Origin of the sequence: Orbus hercynius, assembly GCF_003634275.1 — a bacterium.
GTDB classification, from domain to species: domain Bacteria; phylum Pseudomonadota; class Gammaproteobacteria; order Enterobacterales; family Orbaceae; genus Orbus; species Orbus hercynius.
The window spans coordinates 201,149-220,807 of record NZ_RBWY01000002.1 but is presented as its reverse complement, the minus strand read 5'-3'; the positions used below and the strand labels follow the sequence as shown (position 1 = coordinate 220,807).

Genomic DNA, 19,659 nt, shown 5'->3' with positions numbered 1-19,659 from the left:
AAAATGCCTCATACAAGGCATCTTTTTAGATCAATTAATGTGTATTGACTATTTATCATTTTTACATAATAAAGGATAGATAATCCCAGCTAATACCGCACCAATAATTGGACCAACCCAGAAAATCCAAAGTTGTTCAAGTGCCCATCCTTGAACAAAAATAGCCTGACTCGTTGCGCGAGCTGGATTAACTGAAGTATTAGTAACGGGAATGCTAATTAAGTGAATCAACGTTAAGCCCAAACCAATTGCGATAGGTGCAAAACCTACTGGTGCTTTACTATGCGTTGAGCCCATAATAATCATCAAAAAAGCAAAAGTCATTACAATTTCACATACCATGCCAGCAAGTAAGCTATATTTAGCCGGCGAGTGTTCACCCACACCATTAGCCGCAAAGCCATCAGCTAAACTAAATCCTGTTTGGCCACTTGCAATCACATAAATTACTGCTGCCGCAATGATGCCGCCAATAACCTGAGCAATAATATAGGGTATTGCTTCCTTCAATGGAAAACGTTTACCGACCGATAAGCCAATTGTCACAGCCGGGTTAAGGTGACAGCCTGAAATATGCCCAATTGCATACGCCATGGTTAGCACAGTTAAGCCAAATGCTAAAGCCACGCCTGCATAGCCAATAAATGAACCAGCTAAAACTGCACTACCACAGCCACCCAGAACAAGCCAGAACGTGCCAAATGTTTCAGCAACACATCTTATTTTTAGAGAATACATATGAATTCCTTTCCTTTTTAAATATTAGAATAATGCCTATTATATTTACACATCAAAATGATGCGGTATCAATAACTCATTTAGATAATATTGATATATAATAAGAGGTTAGCTATTTATCATGATTATTTATCATCGTCAATTTTAATATATAAAAGCGGTATTCATCGGTGAAATAAAACACAAATAAGTATAAAAAAGGAATTTGATACTCAAAGTTAATACACAAATTATCATATTTTATTTACAATGGTCGGCTTACTTAGTAGCAGAGTGCGCTGCTATACAATATCAACATCATCGAGCGCTTTATCTATGTGGTTTATTCGATTCAAACAAGCGATGGCGATTTTATTTATGCCATGGCTATTATCACTGATCGTCCAAAGCTTAGGACGCTTATTTCTACTGTTCACTTACGTCAGCCAACACAAAATTTTAGAATATCAAAACGATGTTATTGAACTATTAACAATCGGTCTACGCTTTGATATTAGAATTGCTAATATAGCGTTTGGCACATTACTGATTTTAAGCCTATTCACCCTATTTTCTGCCAAAGTCACCGCGTTTTGGCAAAAAATACTCAGTTATTTAGCCACATGTTGTCTGCTATTAATCACTGTTTTTACTGTCATCAATATTTTCTACTACATAACCTACGATCGCCATATTGATGTGTTTATTTTTGGATTGATTGATGATGATACTGTTGCGGTACTAAAAACGATCTGGTCTGATTATCCCGTGATATGGGGTGGGTTTGCTTTAATCTTATTAACGTACGTTTTATTTAAATTCACCACCTTTTGGCGGTGTTTGATTACCAAAAGAATTAATCACACAACTTCATCATCGATTGCTATACCGTGTGCTATCGTTGTGTTAATCATGCTATTTATTGGCTGTCGTGGCGGCGTCAGCACATTCCCATTAAGGGAAGCTAATGGCCAAATATCGCGCTATGCCATGTTAAATCAATTTGTGCCAAATGGCGTTATTGCCATGAATTGGGCTTATACGGCTTATCAGTTAGAAGATCAGCTAGTACATCTTTCACCAGTACAGCGCGAACAAGCGATGAAAGCATTTTTTGGTGAAGATAAACCAGATTCAGTCAATATTTTTATGAGTGAAACTGACCAAAATCCAATCGCAGAAGCCAAATTGCCCAATGTTGTTTTTTCGGTGATGGAAAGTATGGGTAGTCATTTATTCCAATTCGATAGCGCTAACCGGGATCTGCTAGGCACACTGCGACCACATTGGCAAAATGATTGGTTGTTCTCTCGCTTTGTTTCGGAAGGCGATGGCACAATTGACTCACTTAATCGTTTTTTTGTTCGCAGTCCAATGGATAAAATCAGCCAATCGATTGCACAAGATGCCCAATTTATTAGTAACATGTTTAAGCCTTTTAAAGATAATGGTTATAAAATTATTTATATCACTGCCGGTAATGGTGCTTGGCGAAATTTAAATCAATTTCTACCAAAATTAGGCGTTGATGAATTTATTGAACAAAATACACTACAGCATGAATTTCCAGATGCAGAGCTAAGTACTTGGGGCGTGCCTGATGAGTATATGTTTAAATATGCCGAAAAGAGATTGGCGCAAGCGGAAAAAAACGGTGAACATGTCATGATCATGATGATGTCGGTCACCAATCATCCGCCTTATCACCTTCCGGCTGGTAATCCTTATTTTAACTATACTTTCACCCCTCAAGAGTTACAAAGATTTAAAAATATGGATTCAGAAATTGAATTAAGAAATATGTTCAATACATTTCGCTACAGTAATGAACAGCTCGGTAATTTTATTAACTGGGTCAAATCGCAACCACTGGCTGATCACACAATTTTAGCTGCAACTGGCGACCATAATCTGCGCCGTATTGGCTATCCCGATCCACAAGATTTAGTGTTGAGCCATGCAGTACCATTCTACTTGTATGTACCCAAAGCCTATCAATACAATTCTGTCTATGATAAGCGCCGTATCGGTAGCCATAAAGATATTATGCCGACCTTGTATCAGCTGTCACTTTCTCAAACGCCTTACTATCAAACTGGCTGTAACTTATTAGCAACAACCCTTAATCCGTTATGGTGTAATGTCGGCTATAATCCTTATGTAACAATTGATCAATATGGGGCGTATGCGTTAACTAACAACACGTTTTTACCTTGGCAAGATACTGAAGGACTAGCGGTCAGTGATGGTCAACACGAATTAACGCCAGCGCAACAAGCCGTGCTCTCACGTTGGCAAAGTTGGACAAAGCTGCTGCAATGGCAGCTCACCAAACAAATCGAGTCACACTAATTTAAATAAGTAAAATGAGAAGATGGAGGTATTGCTGTAATCATGCTTGAGATTACAGTAATCAGCCAAATTATAGGCAAAAAAATACCGTTTTAAAACGGTATTTTTTATTGATGAAGTGATTAACTACTTAGCAGCCGCATACAACTGAGCAACTTTATCCCAGTTTACGATATTCCAAAACGCAGCAATATAATCAACACGACGGTTTTGATATTTGAGGTAATAAGAGTGTTCCCAAACATCAAGCGTTAGAATGGGTGTACCCCAAACGCCAGCAAATTTTTCACCCATAATCGGGGTATCTTGATTCGGTGTTGAAACCACTGCTAATTTACCATTTTGTAAAACTAACCATGCCCAACCAGAACCAAATCGACCCGTTGCAGCAGCAGCAAATTTCTCTTTAAACGCATCAACTGAACCGAAATCTTTTTCGATAGCCGCTTTAAGCTCACCTTTTAATTCAGTACCGACTTTCAACAAGTCCCAGAATAAAGTATGGTTAGCATGACCACCAACGTTATTTTTAATTGGATTTAATTTATCAGCAGGCACTTTATCTAACTGAGCTAATAGTGCTTCTGGAGATAAGTCACGTAATTCAGCCGGTAGTGATTCAAGTGCTGCATTGGCATTGTTAACATATGTTTGATGATGCTTGTCATGATGCAAATGCAATGTTTCAGCATCCATATAGGGTTCTAACGCATCATATGCATAAGGTAAAGGGGATAACGTGTAAGCCATGGTATTGCTCCTTTGTAATTATTTTAGGAAATAGCATTAAAGACAACATTCGCTTTATTTAGTATACGCGCTTTACCACTTGTCTCAATCTATTATTTTTATAGTTAATATCTATAAAAGTTTATCTTATTTTTTATAGGGTTATATCGTGAATTGTGAAAAATTTATCGCCCGCTTTTTACGGGCATTAGTCTAAAATATACGTCATATACTCGCTTAATAACAGATCTCATAACACGGCTGATAAGCAGTGCCACCGGGTAGTTTCATTCGGTGCTGCTCAACAAAACTGCGCAATAACTCGTCGAGCTGTTTCATCATTTGTGCATCGCCTTGTAGCTTATAAGGGCCATACTGTTCAATACGTTTCATGCCCGATTGCTTAACATTGCCGGCAACAATACCTGAAAATGCACGACGCAAATCAGCCGCTAGCCGTTCAATAGGCTGATCTTTATGTAAATTAAGTGCCGCCATATTCTCATGCGTCGGATCAAAAGGATGTTGTAAATCATCGGCGATTTTTAACGTCCAGTTAAAACCGTATGCATCGCCACTCGCTAAACGAGCCGATTTTACTTGTTTTACACCATTTTTCATGATGCGTGCGACTTCTTCAGGGTCATCAATGACAATTTGATAAAGTTTCGTCGCTTGCTCACCCAATGTGCTGCGCACAAAATTATCAATCGCGTCAAAATATGCCGCGCACTCTTTAGGACCAGTTAAAATGAGTGGTAATGCCTGATTTTGATTCGCTGGATCTAATAAAATACCCAAAATATAGAGTAGCTCTTCCGCTGTGCCAGGGCCTCCGGGAAAAATAATAATCCCATGAGACATCCGCACAAACGCCTCAAGGCGTTTTTCAATATCAGGCATAATGATAAGTTCATTCACTAAGGCATTCGGTGGCTCCGCGGCAATAATTGAGGGCTCGGTCATGCCAATAAAACGGCTCTCTTTGTAGCGCTGCTGAGCATGGCCAACAGCGGCGCCTTTCATCGGTGCCTCCATAATTCCAGGACCACAACCCGTACAAATATTGAGTTCACGTAAACCGAGTTGCATGCCAACTTGCCGAGCATAATAATATTCGATTTCATTGATCGAATGGCCACCCCAGCAGACAATTAAATTGGGATCTTCACCGACATGCAGCGCATGCGCATTACGCAAAATCGCAAACACCAAATTGGTAATGTAAAACGAGTCATCATTCTTACCGCCAGTCGGTGTTAATATTCCTTGGATAACCGAAACTTGGTTATTAACAAATAAAATATCACGCAGTACGGCAAATAAATTAGCTTGTATTGAACGAATAATTTTACCATCAACAAATGCACTTTGTGGTGGGTTAACCAGCTCGAGTTTTATCCCCCGTTCCTTAGTAATCACGTTGATATCATACGATAAAAACTTATCAAGCAATTCTTTGGTATTGTCTGTTTTACTACCCGCATTGAGTGTTGCCAATGAACAATTTCTAAATAACTGATAAAGCTCACTATTAGCCGATCGCTTTAACATATTGACTTCAACTTGCGCTAACAGATCCATCGATCCTAATGGACTAATATGAGTAATCACACACACCTCTCTTTTCAACTTTTTTGCAGTTATTATGACCATTATTCTATACAATATTACAATTAACACGCTTATTATTGTGCTATTTTTACGCTTATCATTGCTTTTTAGCTACAATTAATTATCAACTTGATCAAAAATAGTCAATCGATTAACAGGCATAACATCATTATTGAGTTAATATGGAAAACAACAATCCGGCTTTTCAAGCATTATCACTCTTCACTCAGCGTTATATAGAGCAGTGGCAAACCGAATTTAATCATCTACCGCGAAGTACCGAGTTATATGGTATGCCCTCACCGTGTATTATAAAAAAAGATGACTCTGCCGTCTTTTGGTTACCCGTTGCAACAAATCATCATTCTTTAGAAGTGGTTGAAGAGGTTATTTACCTCACTATCCATCCTGATACACGTCTTTTTTATAGCGCACAATATGCCGGAGATATGATGGCAACCTTTGATGAGCGGTCTTTATCGTTAATCCAAGTGTGGAGTGATGAGGATTTTTCGCGCTTAGAGCAAAATATGCTTGCTCATTTGAGTATGCAAAAACGATTAAAACGCCGCCCTTCTGTTTTTATTGCCACCACCACAGATGAAACCGAAATCATTACGATTGATAATCAAACCGGTGCTGTGATGCTCGAAAAATTAATCGAAAACAAAACTGACAAGTTAGCAGAGAACCTTGCTACGTTTTTGAACGGCCTAAAACCTATTGCTCAATAGCTTTTTTAAGGCGTATAATATTTAGCTAAACAATAGAAAACAGGTGAATTCATGTTTGAAGGTCTCACAGCTGCGGCAGCCGATCCTATTTTAGGGTTAGCGGATATTTATAACGCGGATGAACGTACTCATAAAATTAATCTTAGTGTTGGCATCTATAAAGATGAAAACATGCTTACGCCGATTTTAAATTGTGTCAAAAAAGCAGAAACATTTTTATTAGAACGCGAACAGACTAAATCCTATTTACCAATTGACGGACTTGCTACGTTCAACAGCGCCACCCAAAAATTGCTATTTGGTGAAGACAGTCCACTGCTTCAAACTGGCAGAGTCAAAACAGCACAAGCACCTGGTGGAACCGGCGCACTCAGAATCATGGCGGATTTTTTGGCTCGCCGAACCAAAGTGCGCCGCATCTGGGTTAGTAATCCAACTTGGCCAAATCACCAAAGCGTCTTTCAAACCGCTGGACTTGAGGTAAGGGAATACCGCTACTACAATCCACACACGCACGAGCTTGATTTTGCCACTTTACTTGAAGATCTCAGTCAAATTTCAGCCGGTGATGCGGTGCTATTTCATGGTTGTTGCCATAATCCAACGGGCATTGATCCAACGGCTGAACAGTGGCAAGCAATCTCTGATGTTGCTGCAAAAAATGGCTGGTTGCCGGTTTTTGATCTTGCTTATCAGGGCTTTGGTAAAAATTTAGATGACGATGCTTTTGGCGTACGCTTTTTTGCTGAGCATCAGCCAGAACTCTTAATCGCCAGTTCTTACTCGAAAAATTTTGGCTTATATAATGAGCGAGTTGGTGCATTGACCTTAATTGCACAAAATGACGATATTGCAACGAAAGCATTTAGTCAAATCAAAACCATGATTCGAGCTAATTACTCAAACCCACCTTCGCACGGTGCCAAAATTGTAGCTTATATCCTCAATGATCCAGAAATGAAAAATGAATGGATTGATGAGCTAACAACCATGCGTCAACGAATCCACCGTATGAGACAATTATTTGTCAAAACATTGCAAGAAAAAGGTGCTAGACAAGATTTCAGTTTCATCGCCAAACAAAATGGTATGTTTTCTTTTAGCGGCTTAACGGAATCGCAAGTCCTCACCCTTCGTGATGATTATGGTATATACACCGTTAATTCCGGTCGAATCAACGTTGCTGGCATGACGCTCGATAACATGTCTTTACTGTGTGAATCTATCGTAAAAGTTTTAGCATAGCCCCCTATTATTGCTCGGTTGCTCGCTCAGCACCAAATCAACCGAGCCATTTTCAATACTTTTTAGCCTGTTTAAGGCATAATCAATAGCATCTCAAATTAAATCAAGTATAATCTAACAAAAGTCATTAATTAAGAATTAGTTAAGTAGGATTGTTATGAAACAAGGTCGCTCCGTTATCGATCAATCGCTGTTTTCTCTCAGTTGGCCCATTTTTATCGATATTTTCTTGCACTTAGCAACACTCTTGATAAATACTTACATGATCAGCCATGTATCAATGACAATGGTTGCAGCCACAACAGTTGGTAACCAATTTTTTGATATTTTTATTCCTATCTTTAACTTTATTGGTATCGGTTGTAGCGTGGTTGTTGCTCAATATTTGGGAGCAGGAAACCGTGAACAAGCCCGTAAAGCGATTCATTTATCGATCTCATTTAACCTTGTGCTAGGTGTTTTATGCTACGCGTTTATCTCCGTCATGGGTTATCAAGTCTTAATCTGGATGAATACACCAGATGCTATTTTAGATATGAGCTATGATTATTTTCATGTACTGGGTATCTGCTTAATCTTTGAAGCCATTGCCATTATTATGGCATCTTGCTTACGGGTTTATGGTCAATCCAAAGTCGCTATGTATGTGTCAATTATTATGAATGTTATCACTGTTATTGGTAATATCATCGTGCTATACGGATTTTGGGGATTCCCACAAATGGGGCTCGTTGGCGTTGCATGGTCAACCGTAATCGGCCGGGTTATCGGTGTCACGTTATTATTCTGCTTACTGTTTTATGGACTGAGAATTAAAGCTGAACTCTTTTTATTTTTACATTGGAATAAAAAGATTCTTAAACAAATTTTCCAAATCGGCTTACCCTCAGCCGGAGAGAACCTATCTTGGTCAGGGCAAGTACTGGTTATGACCGCATTTATTGGATTACTGGGCGAAACCGCCTTAGCGGCGCAAGCGATTTTCTTCCAAATATCCTATTTTATGATGCTCTTCTCTCTCTCTATCGGCGTTGGTAACGAAATTATGGTTGGTCACTTAGTAGGCGCTAAGCGATTTAATGATGCTTATAAACGAACCTTTAAAAGTTTGATATTGGGTATGGTTGTTACCGCCATCGTGGTCATTACGTTCTTTTTAGTCAGAGAACCACTCGTCACTTCATTCACCAACGATTGGGACGTGGTAAACACCATTTTACCTATTTTTATCTTATCGATTTTTCTGGAACCGGGGCGCACGCAAAATATTATCATGGTCAATGCGCTACGTGCCACCGGTGACGCTAAGTTTCCGTTATATACCGCATTAATTTTTATGTGGGGAATTGCGATCCCAATTGGTTATTTCCTTGGTATCAAAATGGGGATGGGGCTACTGGGTATTTGGATCGGTTTTGCTTGTGATGAATGGGTCCGTGGCTTGGTGAATGCATGGCGTTGGAAGTCACGTAAATGGGAATCTAAGCGCCTTAATATTGAACATTAATAATTAGCTTACTTATCACCACTAGTGATTATGGTGATAAGTACATTTTGCAATTTAATATTTTATTAATGTTTATCTTATAGGATATTGTAATACTCAATCATAAATACGCTCAAGGTGCATATATATGAGAATACTCCTTATTGAAGATGACGCCTTAATTGGTGATGGTATTAATATCGGTCTAAAAAAAATGGGCTTTACATTAGATTGGTTTACCGATGGTCAAGAAGGTGAGAATGCCTTATCACTTGCGCCTTATGATGCGGTTATTTTAGACTTAACGCTGCCGAAAAAAGACGGTTTAGCGATACTGAAAAGCTGGCGTCAAGCCGGTATGACAACGCCGGTGTTAATTTTGACGGCTCGTGATGCAATTGAACAACGCGTGACTGGCTTGCAATCGGGAGCTGATGATTATGTCTGTAAACCCTTTGCGCTATCTGAACTCTCAGCCAGACTGCAGGCATTAATCCGCCGTAGCCATCAAAAAATAACACCCGAGCTGACCACCGGTGATATTAGCTATAACCCAGAAACTCAAGAAGTCAAAAAAGCGGGTCAATTAGTTGTGTTAACCACCAAAGAAACCCGCCTATTAGAACTATTTTTGCTCAATGCAAATAAAGTACTATCTCGAGAGCTCATTCAAGAAAAACTATACAGCTGGTCCGATGAAGTCGTCAGTAACACCGTTGATGTTTATATTCATAATTTACGTAAAAAACTCGGTAATAATATCATCAAAACGGTTTACGGTGCAGGTTATGCACTCGGGCAAGAGTAGGAATTCATGCTATGAAATCGCCAAGTTTACGCTTAAGGCTTACTTTATTTATTAGTGGTATTTTGTTATTAGCTTATCTCATTACAACTAGCATCTCCTATTTTGAGCTGAAAAATTCACTCAACCAGCTATTTGATAGCCAGCAACTACTTTTTGCTAAACGCCTTGCCGCTTTAAATACCCATGGTAATGTGATGATTAAACCAGGCTACCCTAAAAAAATCCCAGAAATTGATGATAATGAAATTGAGTCGTTAAATTACGATGATGATGCACTTGCTTTTGCGGTGTTTAACCGTAAGGGCGAAATGATAATGGATGATGGTGAAGAAGGCCGAAAACTCTATTTTTACGGTGGTTTTTTTCCAACGGCAAGTCACCGCGCAATGGTCAGTGAGCAAGGGCGGTGGCGCATATTATGGCTACTTAGTAACGACAACCGTTCCGTCGTTGCCGTAGGACAAAAACTTGATTACCAACAAGATATTTTAACTGACTTGATCTATAAACAGTTAATTCCTTGGTTAATTACCTTCATTATAGTGATTTTATTTGTCGCTATATTAATTGGCCGCAGCTTTACACCGATAAAAGCATTGGCAACCAAACTGGCTAATCGAGAACCAGATGAAGATACCCCGATTAATCTTAATGGTATTCCAAAAGAGATTAGCCCATTTATTCAAGCTTTGAATAAACTTTTTGGTCGAATTTCATCAATGATTACCCATGAGCGGCAATTTATCTCTGATGCGGCACACGAATTGAGAACCCCACTTGCTGCGCTGCGCGTACAGACAGAAGTTGCCCAATTATCAAATGATGATCCTGTCAGCCAAAATAAGGCGTTAAGCAATTTACTCATTGGGATTGACCGGACTTCGCACTTAGTTGATCAGTTATTAACCTTATCACGGTTAGACTCTCTAGAAATCCAAGATGAACTCAAAACGCTTTATTGGCGTGACATTATTAGCCAAGTTAAAGAGGAATTATCGCCGTTAGCGATGCAAAAACAGCTACAAATCACCATCGATGAACAAAGCCCAAATGAGAAGATTATTGGCCAACCTTTATTGTTATCCATGCTCACGCGCAACTTGATTAATAATTCGATACGCTATATTCCAACTCATTCATGCATTACGATAACCATTGCACCCAATATCATCTATTTTGCCGATAATGGACCGGGTGTTAGCGATGATATCGTATCACGTTTAGGTGAACGTTTTTATCGCCCAGCAGGACAAAAAGAGAAAGGGAGTGGACTGGGTTTATCGATTGTCAGAAAAATTGCTGAATTACACAAAATTACCGTAAAATTAAGCAATCAAGAACAGGGTGGATTTATGGTCACCCTGTCATATTGAATTAATTAAGCTTCGGGAAAAAAGTGACAAGCAAATAGATAAATCCACAAACTAACTGCTAATAAAATAGACACAAAAACAGCTGCCGAACCATAATCCTTTGCGCGGCCAGATAATTCGTGCCGTTCAGTGCCAATTCGATCGACAACACACTCAATAGCGCTGTTGAGCAGCTCAACTATCATGACAAAACCAACAGAACCCACAAGTAATATCCGTTCATAGATCGAAAAATCAATCAACATTACCACCACATAAGCACCGATGAGTAAAAAACACTCCTGTCGAAATGCTGTTTCATATAGAAATGCTGATTTTAGTCCCTGAATAGAATACTTGGCAGCATTAATTACCCGACTTATTCCTTTTGCCTTTGCCATATAACAACCTAATTTTATCTTACATAACCGTAATTCATCAAACGCTGAAAGCGTCTTTCTAGCAATCCTGAACTATCCATCGTTTCTAATTCGTTAAGATCTTCAATTAAGCGTTTTTTTAACGATGATGCAACTGCTGAATAATCTCGGTGTGCGCCACCTAATGGCTCAGGTACAATCGCGTCAATCAAATCAAGCTTTAATAGCTTATCTGCCGTCATATTCATCGCCTCAGCAGCTAATGACGCTTTATCCGCGCTTTTCCATAAGATAGATGCACAGCCTTCTGGCGAAATAACAGAATAGGTACTATATTGCAACATATTCACTTTATCACCTACACCAAGTGCTAATGCGCCACCCGAACCGCCCTCACCGATAACAGTACAAATAATTGGCACATTCAAACGTGACATTTCACGTAAATTACGTGCAATTGCTTCTGCTTGTCCACGCTCTTCTGCGCCGATACCAGGATAAGCACCCGGTGTGTCTATAAACGTAATAATCGGTAAGTTAAAACGCTCAGCAAGCTCCATTAAACGTAGTGCCTTACGGTATCCTTCTGGCGCTGGCATACCAAAATTTCGATAAATTTTAGTTTTAGTTTCACGGCCTTTTTGATGTCCAATTACCATAACGGGGCGATCATCAATACGTGCCACGCCACCAACAATTGCTTTATCATCGGCATATGCTCGATCGCCATGCAGCTCATCAAAATCAGTAAAGATCTCTTTCAAATAATCGAGTGTATAAGGTCGATTTGGATGACGAGCTAACTGCGCCACTTGCCATGGAGTCAAATTCGAAAAAATTTTTTTAGTCAACTCTTTACTTTTTTTATTAAGCTGTTTGATCTCTTCATCAAGATTAATATCAAGTTGAACTTCTTGCGAATTCATATTTTTTAATGAGTCGATTTTCGCTTCTAACTCAGCAATAGGTATCTCGAAATCTAAGAAATTATTCATAACTATCCAACGGTTGCCTCTTGTTATCCCGCTAATTGAGCAGGACGAATCAATATTCTGTATTTATTCAATTCACAAATAATATCGTATCAAAATTAAACATATCATGTAATGATATTCTAGCTTCGGTCAATTTTACTATGTATTGAACATAAAGTGCTACAAATTTCCCAATTTTATCGAAAACTAATCAAACTCGAGTTCAATTCGTTCATTACCTAATAATGTTTTCAAACCAATTAACAATTCATCGTTAGGTGTCACACGCCAAGTTGTACCAAATTGAATACGAACACGGGCATGATTGGCTTGATAATAAATATTCACCGGCACACTACCGTTGCGATAAGGTTCAAATGATTTTTGTAATTGCTGTAGAAAAGAACGACTAATTTCTGATTCTTCCAACGAAATACTTAAACCTTTGACATATTTTTCTCTTGCTTCACTCACTTCAATAATTTCTCGTGCAGACATTTTAAATCCGCCGTTAAAATCATCAACGCTTACTTGACCTGAAACAATCAAAATCTTATCTTCTACAAGCAAATGCTCAAACCGTTCGAGCGCTTCACCAAATGCGATAGCCTCTATACGTCCAGATCGATCATCTAAGGTAAATAAACCGATGCGGTTGCCCTTCTTCGTTAAACGAATTCGAGCTGAAATAACTAATCCGGCAAAGGTAGCCATTTTCCCCCAACCGGTTGGACTGGCCTCACTAATGCGAGCGCCATTAGTATAACGACTTAACTCTTTTAAATACTGCGTCACTGGATGACCCGTTAGGTATAATCCAAGCGCCTCTCGCTCGCCATCAAGTATAACTTGCTCTGGTAATTCAGGCACATTACCATAGGCATATTCAACTTGTTCTGGCTCTTCAGCTAACACGCCAAACATATCTTCTTGACCAATATCTCGTGCTTTAGCATGTTGATCCGCCGCTTGCATCGCATCGTTAATACTATGCAAAATTGCTGCCCGATGTGGGCCTAGCTTATCAAATGCGCCCGCCATCGTTAGTTTTTCTAATACACGACGGTTAAGTTTTTTGATATCTGTTTTGGCACAAAGTTCAAATATATTTTTGAAAAATCCATTTTTACCTTGGGTATTACGCGCTTCAACAATCGCCTCAATTGGTCCCTCTCCCACCCCTTTAATCGCGCCAATACCATACACAATTTCGCTTTTATCATTAACGTGGAAGTGATATAAGCCACTATTAATATCGGGAGGATTAACTTTAATTCCCATGCGTAAGCATTCGTCAACAAGGCCAACAATTTTTTCGGTATTATCCATATCAGCGGTCATCACCGCCGCCATAAACTCGGCCGGAAAATGCGTTTTTAGCCACAACGTTTGATAAGAAACCAGTGCATAGGCAGCGGAGTGAGACTTATTAAAACCATAACCGGCGAATTTTTCAACGAGATCAAAGATTTTCATGGAAAGCTCACCATCGATACCACACCGTTCGGCCCCTTCTTTAAATACTGAGCGCTGCTTTGCCATCTCTTCCGGTTTCTTTTTACCCATTGCCCGGCGTAATAAATCAGCACCGCCTAGCGTGTAGCCCGCTAAAGTTTGGGCGATTTGCATGACTTGTTCTTGATAAAGAATAATGCCGTAAGTGGGTTCTAAGATCGGTTTTAATGATTCATGTTGATATTGGCTATCAGGATATGACACCTCTTCACGGCCGTGCTTTCTATCAATAAAGTTATCCACCATGCCCGATTGCAAGGGACCTGGGCGAAATAAAGCAACAAGGGCTATCATATCTTCAAAGCAGTCAGGTTTTAAGCGCCTAATTAAATCCTTCATCCCGCGCGACTCTAGCTGGAATACCGCCGTTGTTTCAGCCCGCAGCAGTAATTCAAATGATAGTGCGTCATCTAAAGGAATGCGATTAATATCAACTAAAGGTTGACCTTCTCTGATCATGCGGGCATTTATCATTTCTAGTGCCCAATCAATGATCGTTAAAGTTCTTAAACCCAAAAAGTCAAATTTCACTAAACCCGCATACTCAACATCATTTTTATCAAACTGAGTGACGGGATGATGCCCTTCTGAGTCACAATAAATCGGTGAAAAATCGGTAATTTTAGTCGGTGAAATAACTACGCCACCAGCATGCTTACCGGCATTACGTGTTACCCCTTCTAATTGACGAGCAATATCAATCAAGCCTTTGACATCTTCGTTATTATCATATAGCTCTTGTAGCTGAGGCTCAACTTCAAATGCTTTCGCCAGCGTCATCCCCGGATCCATTGGAATCAATTTTGAAATACGATCGACAAAACCATATGGATGCCCAAGCACTCGTCCAACATCGCGAATAACCGCTTTTGCCGCCATTGTACCAAAGGTGATAATTTGTGATACTGCGTCACGCCCATACATTTCAGCAACATGATCAATCACAAGATCGCGCTTATCCATACAGAAGTCGACATCAAAGTCTGGCATTGAAACACGTTCAGGATTTAAAAATCGCTCAAAAAGTAGATCAAATTCAAGCGGATCTAAATCAGTAATTTTTAACGCGTAGGCAACAAGCGAACCGGCACCAGAGCCTCGGCCAGGGCCAACAGGCACCGCATTATCTTTTGACCATTGTATAAATTCCATGACGATTAAAAAATAACCAGGAAACCCCATTTGGTTAATAACACCCAGTTCAATATCTAATCGCTCATCATATTGCGGACGGCACTTTTGCCGCACCTCAGGATCGGGAAATAAAAATTCTAATCGCTCTTCAAGACCTATTTTTGCACGATGAACCAAAAAGTCTTCAGTCGACATATCACCCGTTGGAAATTGAGGTAAAAAATATTCACCTAACCGAATAGATACATTACAACGCTTTGCAATCTCAACGCTATTAGCTAACGCTTCGGGAATATCGGAAAATAGCTCACACATTTCCGCTTCGCTGCGAAAGTATTGCTGAGGGGAAAATTTTTTCGGTCGCTTTGGATCATCGAGCGTATCACCGTCATGAATGGCGACGCGAATTTCATGAGCTTCAAAATCTTGGCTATTAATAAATTTAACATCATTGCTCGCCACAACCGCTAAATCATATTGTTCGGCTAGCTTAATCGCCTGCTCAACAAAAAATGTTTCATTTTCTCGGCCCGTTCTAATAAGCTCTAAATACCAATGATTTTCAAAGTACGTTTGATAAAATTCAATCGCCTGACTAACCAACGTTGGATTATTGCGAATGACACCAAGACCAACATCACTTTTATAACCCGCTAAAATAATCAGGCCAAATCGGTGCTCAACTAACCACTGTTTATCAACAACCGGACCATCACCAAGATACCCCCGTTGGTATGCTTTTGAAATTAATAGTGTTAAATTCTGGTAGCCTTCATTATTAGCAGCAAGTACCGTCATATCATAAAACTCATCGCTTTCTTCATGACGAATTTTAAGATCAGCACCAATAATCGGCTTTACCCCTTTTGATAAGGCACTACCATAAAACCGCACAAGTCCACACAAATTGGTAAAATCAGTTATTGCAAGGGCAGGCATAGCCATTGAAGCGGCGTGTTTAACTAAAACATCGGTTTTAGCAACACCATCAATCATCGAAAAGTCACTATGTACGTGTAAATGGATAAATTTAGGATCAGACATAAACTCATACTAATAATTAAATTTTATGCGATTATATCATTAATTCACTAGCGGGTTGAAACAATCTTATCTGTCATACCAGTACAGATTAACTCGATCAATTGATTGATAAAAACAGTTAATATAGTGTAATAATTATTTCAATACGAAACAAAAGCACCCATTTTTCTCAGATTAAGCTAAAATAACGCACAACAGTGAAATCAATAATTATGTGAATAAGGTTTATCATCGAATGGATGAAAATGCAGATGTTATCGCAATGCTATGCCGTCGTATCAAAATGGCAAGAATTGAGAAAAATCTCTCTCAAGTAGAGTTAGCTGAGCTATCTCAAGTTGGAATCGCAACAATTAAACGTATTGAGCTCGGTGAATCAATTACTTTACTGACACTGATCTCAGTTCTACGAGGCCTAAATGAACTCGATCAGTTAAATCATTTATTAGTACACAATGAATTAAAAAATCAGTCAAAAAAAAACATGCAACAAAGAAAACGTAAATTAAAAACCAAAGAAGATAATAGCCCAACAGAGATAGTTGGAAACGATTTTATTGTATCGCATTTAAGCAACATGCATTGGAAATACTAAAATGTATTCGACAACAAGAAAACCACCCAGTAATAATGATTAAAAAACACGGAATATCACTGACAATATCCCGTATCAATTAAGCGAGTTTATTCACATCTAATTGTAATTGCCAATCCACCACGAGACGTTTCACGATATTTAGAATTCATATCCTTACCCGTTTCATACATAGTTTCAATAACTTTATCAAGTGAAACTTTGGCAATTGTTGTCCGTCTTAACGACATCCGCGCTGCATTAATTGCTTTAACTGCAGCAATAGCATTACGTTCAATACATGGAACTTGCACTTGCCCACCAACCGGGTCACAAGTTAACCCTAAATTATGCTCCATTCCAATTTCAGCTGCCATACAGACTTGTTGCGCATTACCACCAAGTAATTCAGCTAAACCGGCTGCGGCCATTGAGCAAGCAACACCGACTTCACCTTGACAACCCACTTCCGCGCCTGAAATTGATGCATTTGTTTGATAAAGCTGACCAATGGCACCACAGGTTAAAAAGAAACGAATATAAATATCAGGAGTAATTGGCGTCACGAATTTATTATAATAAGCTAATATTGCAGGAATAATACCACATGCACCATTAGTCGGCGCGGTCACCACTCTTCCGCCCGCAGCGTTCTCTTCACTAACGGCTAAGGCAAACATATTAACCCAATCGATGATAATCATCGGATCGGCAATAATTTTCTCTGATGATGTTGCAAGTTGTCGGTGTAACGAACACGCTCGACGAGATACTTTCAGTGGTCCAGGTAATAAGCCTTCCGTATTCATACCTCGTCGAATACACTCATCCATGGTTTGCCCAACACGCGTAAAATAAGATTCGATTTCATCGTAGCTATGCATGGTTAATTCATTTTTCATCATAATACTTGAGATAGATAATGAATTATCATTACAATATTCCAATAGTTTTTCTGCACTTGAAAATGGGAATGGCACATCTTTACCAGAGGTGTCTTCCAAACCAAATTCCTCTTCAAGAACGATTTTACCACCACCAACAGAATAATAGGTTTCTTGCAGCACAAGCTTGTCATTATCAAATGCAGATAATGTCATGCCATTCTCATGTAAAGGTAAAAATTTAGAATGGAAATTCATGCTAGTTGCTAATGGAAAATTAACCTGATATTTACCACCATAAATAGACAATTTTCCCGTTGTCGCAACTGAATGAATAAAACCAGGAATAGTATCAATAGCAACTGTATCTGGTTTTTCACCGGCAAGCCCCATAATAATTGCGACATCCGTTTGATGTCCTTTACCTGTCAAAGATAGCGAACCATATACATCAGCAGTAATCGTTGTCACAGATGACATCAGATTTTTCTCGATTAATTGATCTATAAACAGTTTACCAGCACGCATTGGCCCGACAGTATGGGAACTTGATGGCCCAATTCCAATTTTAAAAATATCAAATACAGAGCCCATTATTATCTCCTCACTACTACTTAAACTTCATATATATGTCTAAATAATAAAAATCAAACTACTTCATGTTAAATATAAAAAATGTCAGCACTGCCAATCACAGCACTGACAAATAACCTAAGCTTATACTAAGCTATATACTGCAGCTGAAATGGCAATTAAACCCATAATAACGATAAACACGTTACTAACTTTGCCACGATATTTGGCTAAAACCGGTAATTTATGAATCGCATACATCGGCATTAAGAATAAAATAATCGCTAGAATTGGCCCACCTAATGATTCGATTAAACCTAAAATACTTGGATTTAATGTCGCAACAATCCAAGCTGTTACAAACATAAAGATCGCGGCGATATTATCCAGTTTTTTCTGGCTAATTGTTTTACCTTGACTACGTAACGCTTTATTAACCATACCATTAAACCCTTCTTTGCCCCCTAAATAGTGACCTAAGAAAGATTTAGTCATTGCAACAAATGCAATTATTGGTCCCATATACGCAATCACTGGAGAGTCAAAACGGTTAGCAAGATACGATAAAATTGAAATATTTTGTGCTTTGGCATCTAGTAATTCAGCAGGCGTTAAACAAAGCGCACAGCTAAATACGAAAAACATGACAGTCACAACCATTAGCACATTGCTCATACCAATGATTTTGCCACATTTTTGCTCAACATACTTATCACCATACTCTTTACGTTTAGCAACCGCAAGAGATGAAATAATTGGCGAATGGTTGAACGCAAAAACCATAACTGGAATCACTAACCATAAAGTCATCCAAAGACCTTGGCTACCCATCGCAGAACTGCCTGACCAAGCAAAATCAGTAAACAACGCACCATTCCACTCTGGAATTAAAAATAATGCTAAGATCATCAATACCACAATAAATGGAAAAACTAACACTGACATCACTTTAACAATTAAGTTTTCACCTAAATGCACAATCAGCATTAATGCGCCAACTAAGACAAATGAGAGTAACACTCGTGGTGGTGGTGTCATGGCTAATTGATGTTCCATGAAGTTAATCACGGTATTGGTAATGCCTACGCTATACACGAGCAAAATTGGATAAATGGCAAAGAAATAAAGCACGGTGATAGCACCACCCGCTGCGCGACCAAATGCTTCTTCCGCAACAACCGTAATATCACCGTCAGCGCTCTTTCCAGATAAAACAAAACGACACAATGCGCGATGAGCAAAAAACGTCATTGGAAATGCTAATACCAGCATAACCAATAGTGGTAATAATCCACCAGCTCCTGCATTAATTGGCAAAAATAGCACGCCAGCACCAATTGCCGTACCATATAGGCTTAACATCCAAGTTGTATCAGTTGCGCGCCATTTCGGTATTTGGCCATTATCTGCTGTTACTATTTTGTCATTACTCATAAACTACTCCTCTATATATCTATACGCATTTTTAAACTTGCTAAATAGTAGCAAAATTTTTAAAAAAAAGGAGTGACCCGCATCACAAAAATAAAAGCTTATTATTCAAA

The 19,659-nt window shown here is 39.0% G+C and carries 15 protein-coding genes; 7 read left to right on the top strand and 8 right to left on the bottom strand.

Annotated features, from left to right (window positions below; translation table 11 throughout):
* Positions 1-48: 48 nt before the first annotated feature.
* Positions 49-738: an aquaporin Z gene (aqpZ, locus tag DES39_RS06555; RefSeq protein ID WP_121144991.1), complete on the bottom strand. Its 690-nt coding sequence runs from the start codon at positions 736-738 to the stop codon at positions 49-51.
* Between the two features lie 315 nt (positions 739-1,053).
* On the opposite strand from aqpZ, the gene DES39_RS06550 reads away from it, so the two are divergent.
* Positions 1,054-3,069 (top strand): LTA synthase family protein, encoded by a 2,016-nt coding sequence (locus DES39_RS06550; RefSeq protein WP_121144990.1) that lies wholly within the window; start codon positions 1,054-1,056, stop codon positions 3,067-3,069.
* Positions 3,070-3,195: 126 nt separating this feature from the next.
* Here DES39_RS06550 and DES39_RS06545 read toward each other — a convergent pair whose 3' ends face one another.
* Entirely contained in the window at positions 3,196-3,819 is a 624-nt protein-coding gene (locus DES39_RS06545) for a Fe-Mn family superoxide dismutase (RefSeq protein ID WP_121144989.1), read from the bottom strand.
* Between the two features lie 216 nt (positions 3,820-4,035).
* Entirely contained in the window at positions 4,036-5,412 is a 1,377-nt protein-coding gene (gene ppnN / locus DES39_RS06540) for a nucleotide 5'-monophosphate nucleosidase PpnN (RefSeq protein WP_121144988.1), read from the bottom strand.
* A 182-nt stretch (positions 5,413-5,594) separates the two neighbouring features.
* On the opposite strand from ppnN, the gene syd reads away from it, so the two are divergent.
* From syd to qseC, 5 genes are all read left to right on the top strand, one after another.
* Positions 5,595-6,146, top strand: coding sequence for a SecY-interacting protein (gene syd, locus DES39_RS06535; RefSeq protein WP_121144987.1), 552 nt, complete (start codon positions 5,595-5,597; stop codon positions 6,144-6,146).
* Between the two features lie 51 nt (positions 6,147-6,197).
* Complete coding sequence (locus DES39_RS06530; protein WP_121144986.1) at positions 6,198-7,391, top strand: amino acid aminotransferase; 1,194 nt, start codon at positions 6,198-6,200, stop codon at positions 7,389-7,391.
* 157 nt (positions 7,392-7,548) lie between these two features.
* Entirely contained in the window at positions 7,549-8,898 is a 1,350-nt protein-coding gene (locus DES39_RS06525; RefSeq protein ID WP_121144985.1) for an MATE family efflux transporter, read from the top strand.
* 127 nt (positions 8,899-9,025) lie between these two features.
* Positions 9,026-9,685, top strand: coding sequence for a response regulator (locus DES39_RS06520; protein ID WP_121144984.1), 660 nt, complete (start codon positions 9,026-9,028; stop codon positions 9,683-9,685).
* An 11-nt stretch (positions 9,686-9,696) separates the two neighbouring features.
* Complete coding sequence (gene qseC, locus DES39_RS06515) at positions 9,697-11,058, top strand: quorum sensing histidine kinase QseC (protein ID WP_121144983.1); 1,362 nt, start codon at positions 9,697-9,699, stop codon at positions 11,056-11,058.
* A 5-nt stretch (positions 11,059-11,063) separates the two neighbouring features.
* Here the strand turns inward: qseC and DES39_RS06510 are convergent, their stop codons facing one another.
* The 3 genes from DES39_RS06510 to dnaE all read right to left on the bottom strand — a co-directional run bounded on the left by DES39_RS06510 (position 11,064) and on the right by dnaE (position 16,084).
* A complete protein-coding gene (locus DES39_RS06510) occupies positions 11,064-11,438 on the bottom strand; it encodes a diacylglycerol kinase (protein WP_121144982.1) in 375 nt (124 codons plus the stop codon).
* 14 nt (positions 11,439-11,452) lie between these two features.
* Complete coding sequence (gene accA, locus DES39_RS06505; RefSeq protein ID WP_121144981.1) at positions 11,453-12,412, bottom strand: acetyl-CoA carboxylase carboxyl transferase subunit alpha; 960 nt, start codon at positions 12,410-12,412, stop codon at positions 11,453-11,455.
* 186 nt (positions 12,413-12,598) lie between these two features.
* A complete protein-coding gene (dnaE, locus tag DES39_RS06500) occupies positions 12,599-16,084 on the bottom strand; it encodes a DNA polymerase III subunit alpha (RefSeq protein WP_121144980.1) in 3,486 nt (1,161 codons plus the stop codon).
* 235 nt (positions 16,085-16,319) lie between these two features.
* On the opposite strand from dnaE, the gene DES39_RS06495 reads away from it, so the two are divergent.
* Positions 16,320-16,679, top strand: a complete 360-nt coding sequence (locus DES39_RS06495) for a helix-turn-helix domain-containing protein (protein WP_121144979.1) — start codon at positions 16,320-16,322, stop codon at positions 16,677-16,679.
* Between the two features lie 89 nt (positions 16,680-16,768).
* On the opposite strand, the gene DES39_RS06490 is transcribed toward DES39_RS06495, so the two are convergent.
* Together DES39_RS06490 and DES39_RS06485 are read right to left on the bottom strand one after the other, a co-directional pair.
* Positions 16,769-18,136, bottom strand: a complete 1,368-nt coding sequence (locus tag DES39_RS06490) for an L-serine ammonia-lyase (protein WP_121144978.1) — start codon at positions 18,134-18,136, stop codon at positions 16,769-16,771.
* A gap of 123 nt (positions 18,137-18,259) precedes the next feature.
* Entirely contained in the window at positions 18,260-19,549 is a 1,290-nt protein-coding gene (locus DES39_RS06485) for a serine/threonine transporter (RefSeq protein ID WP_121144977.1), read from the bottom strand.
* Between the last annotated feature and the right edge of the window lie 110 nt (positions 19,550-19,659).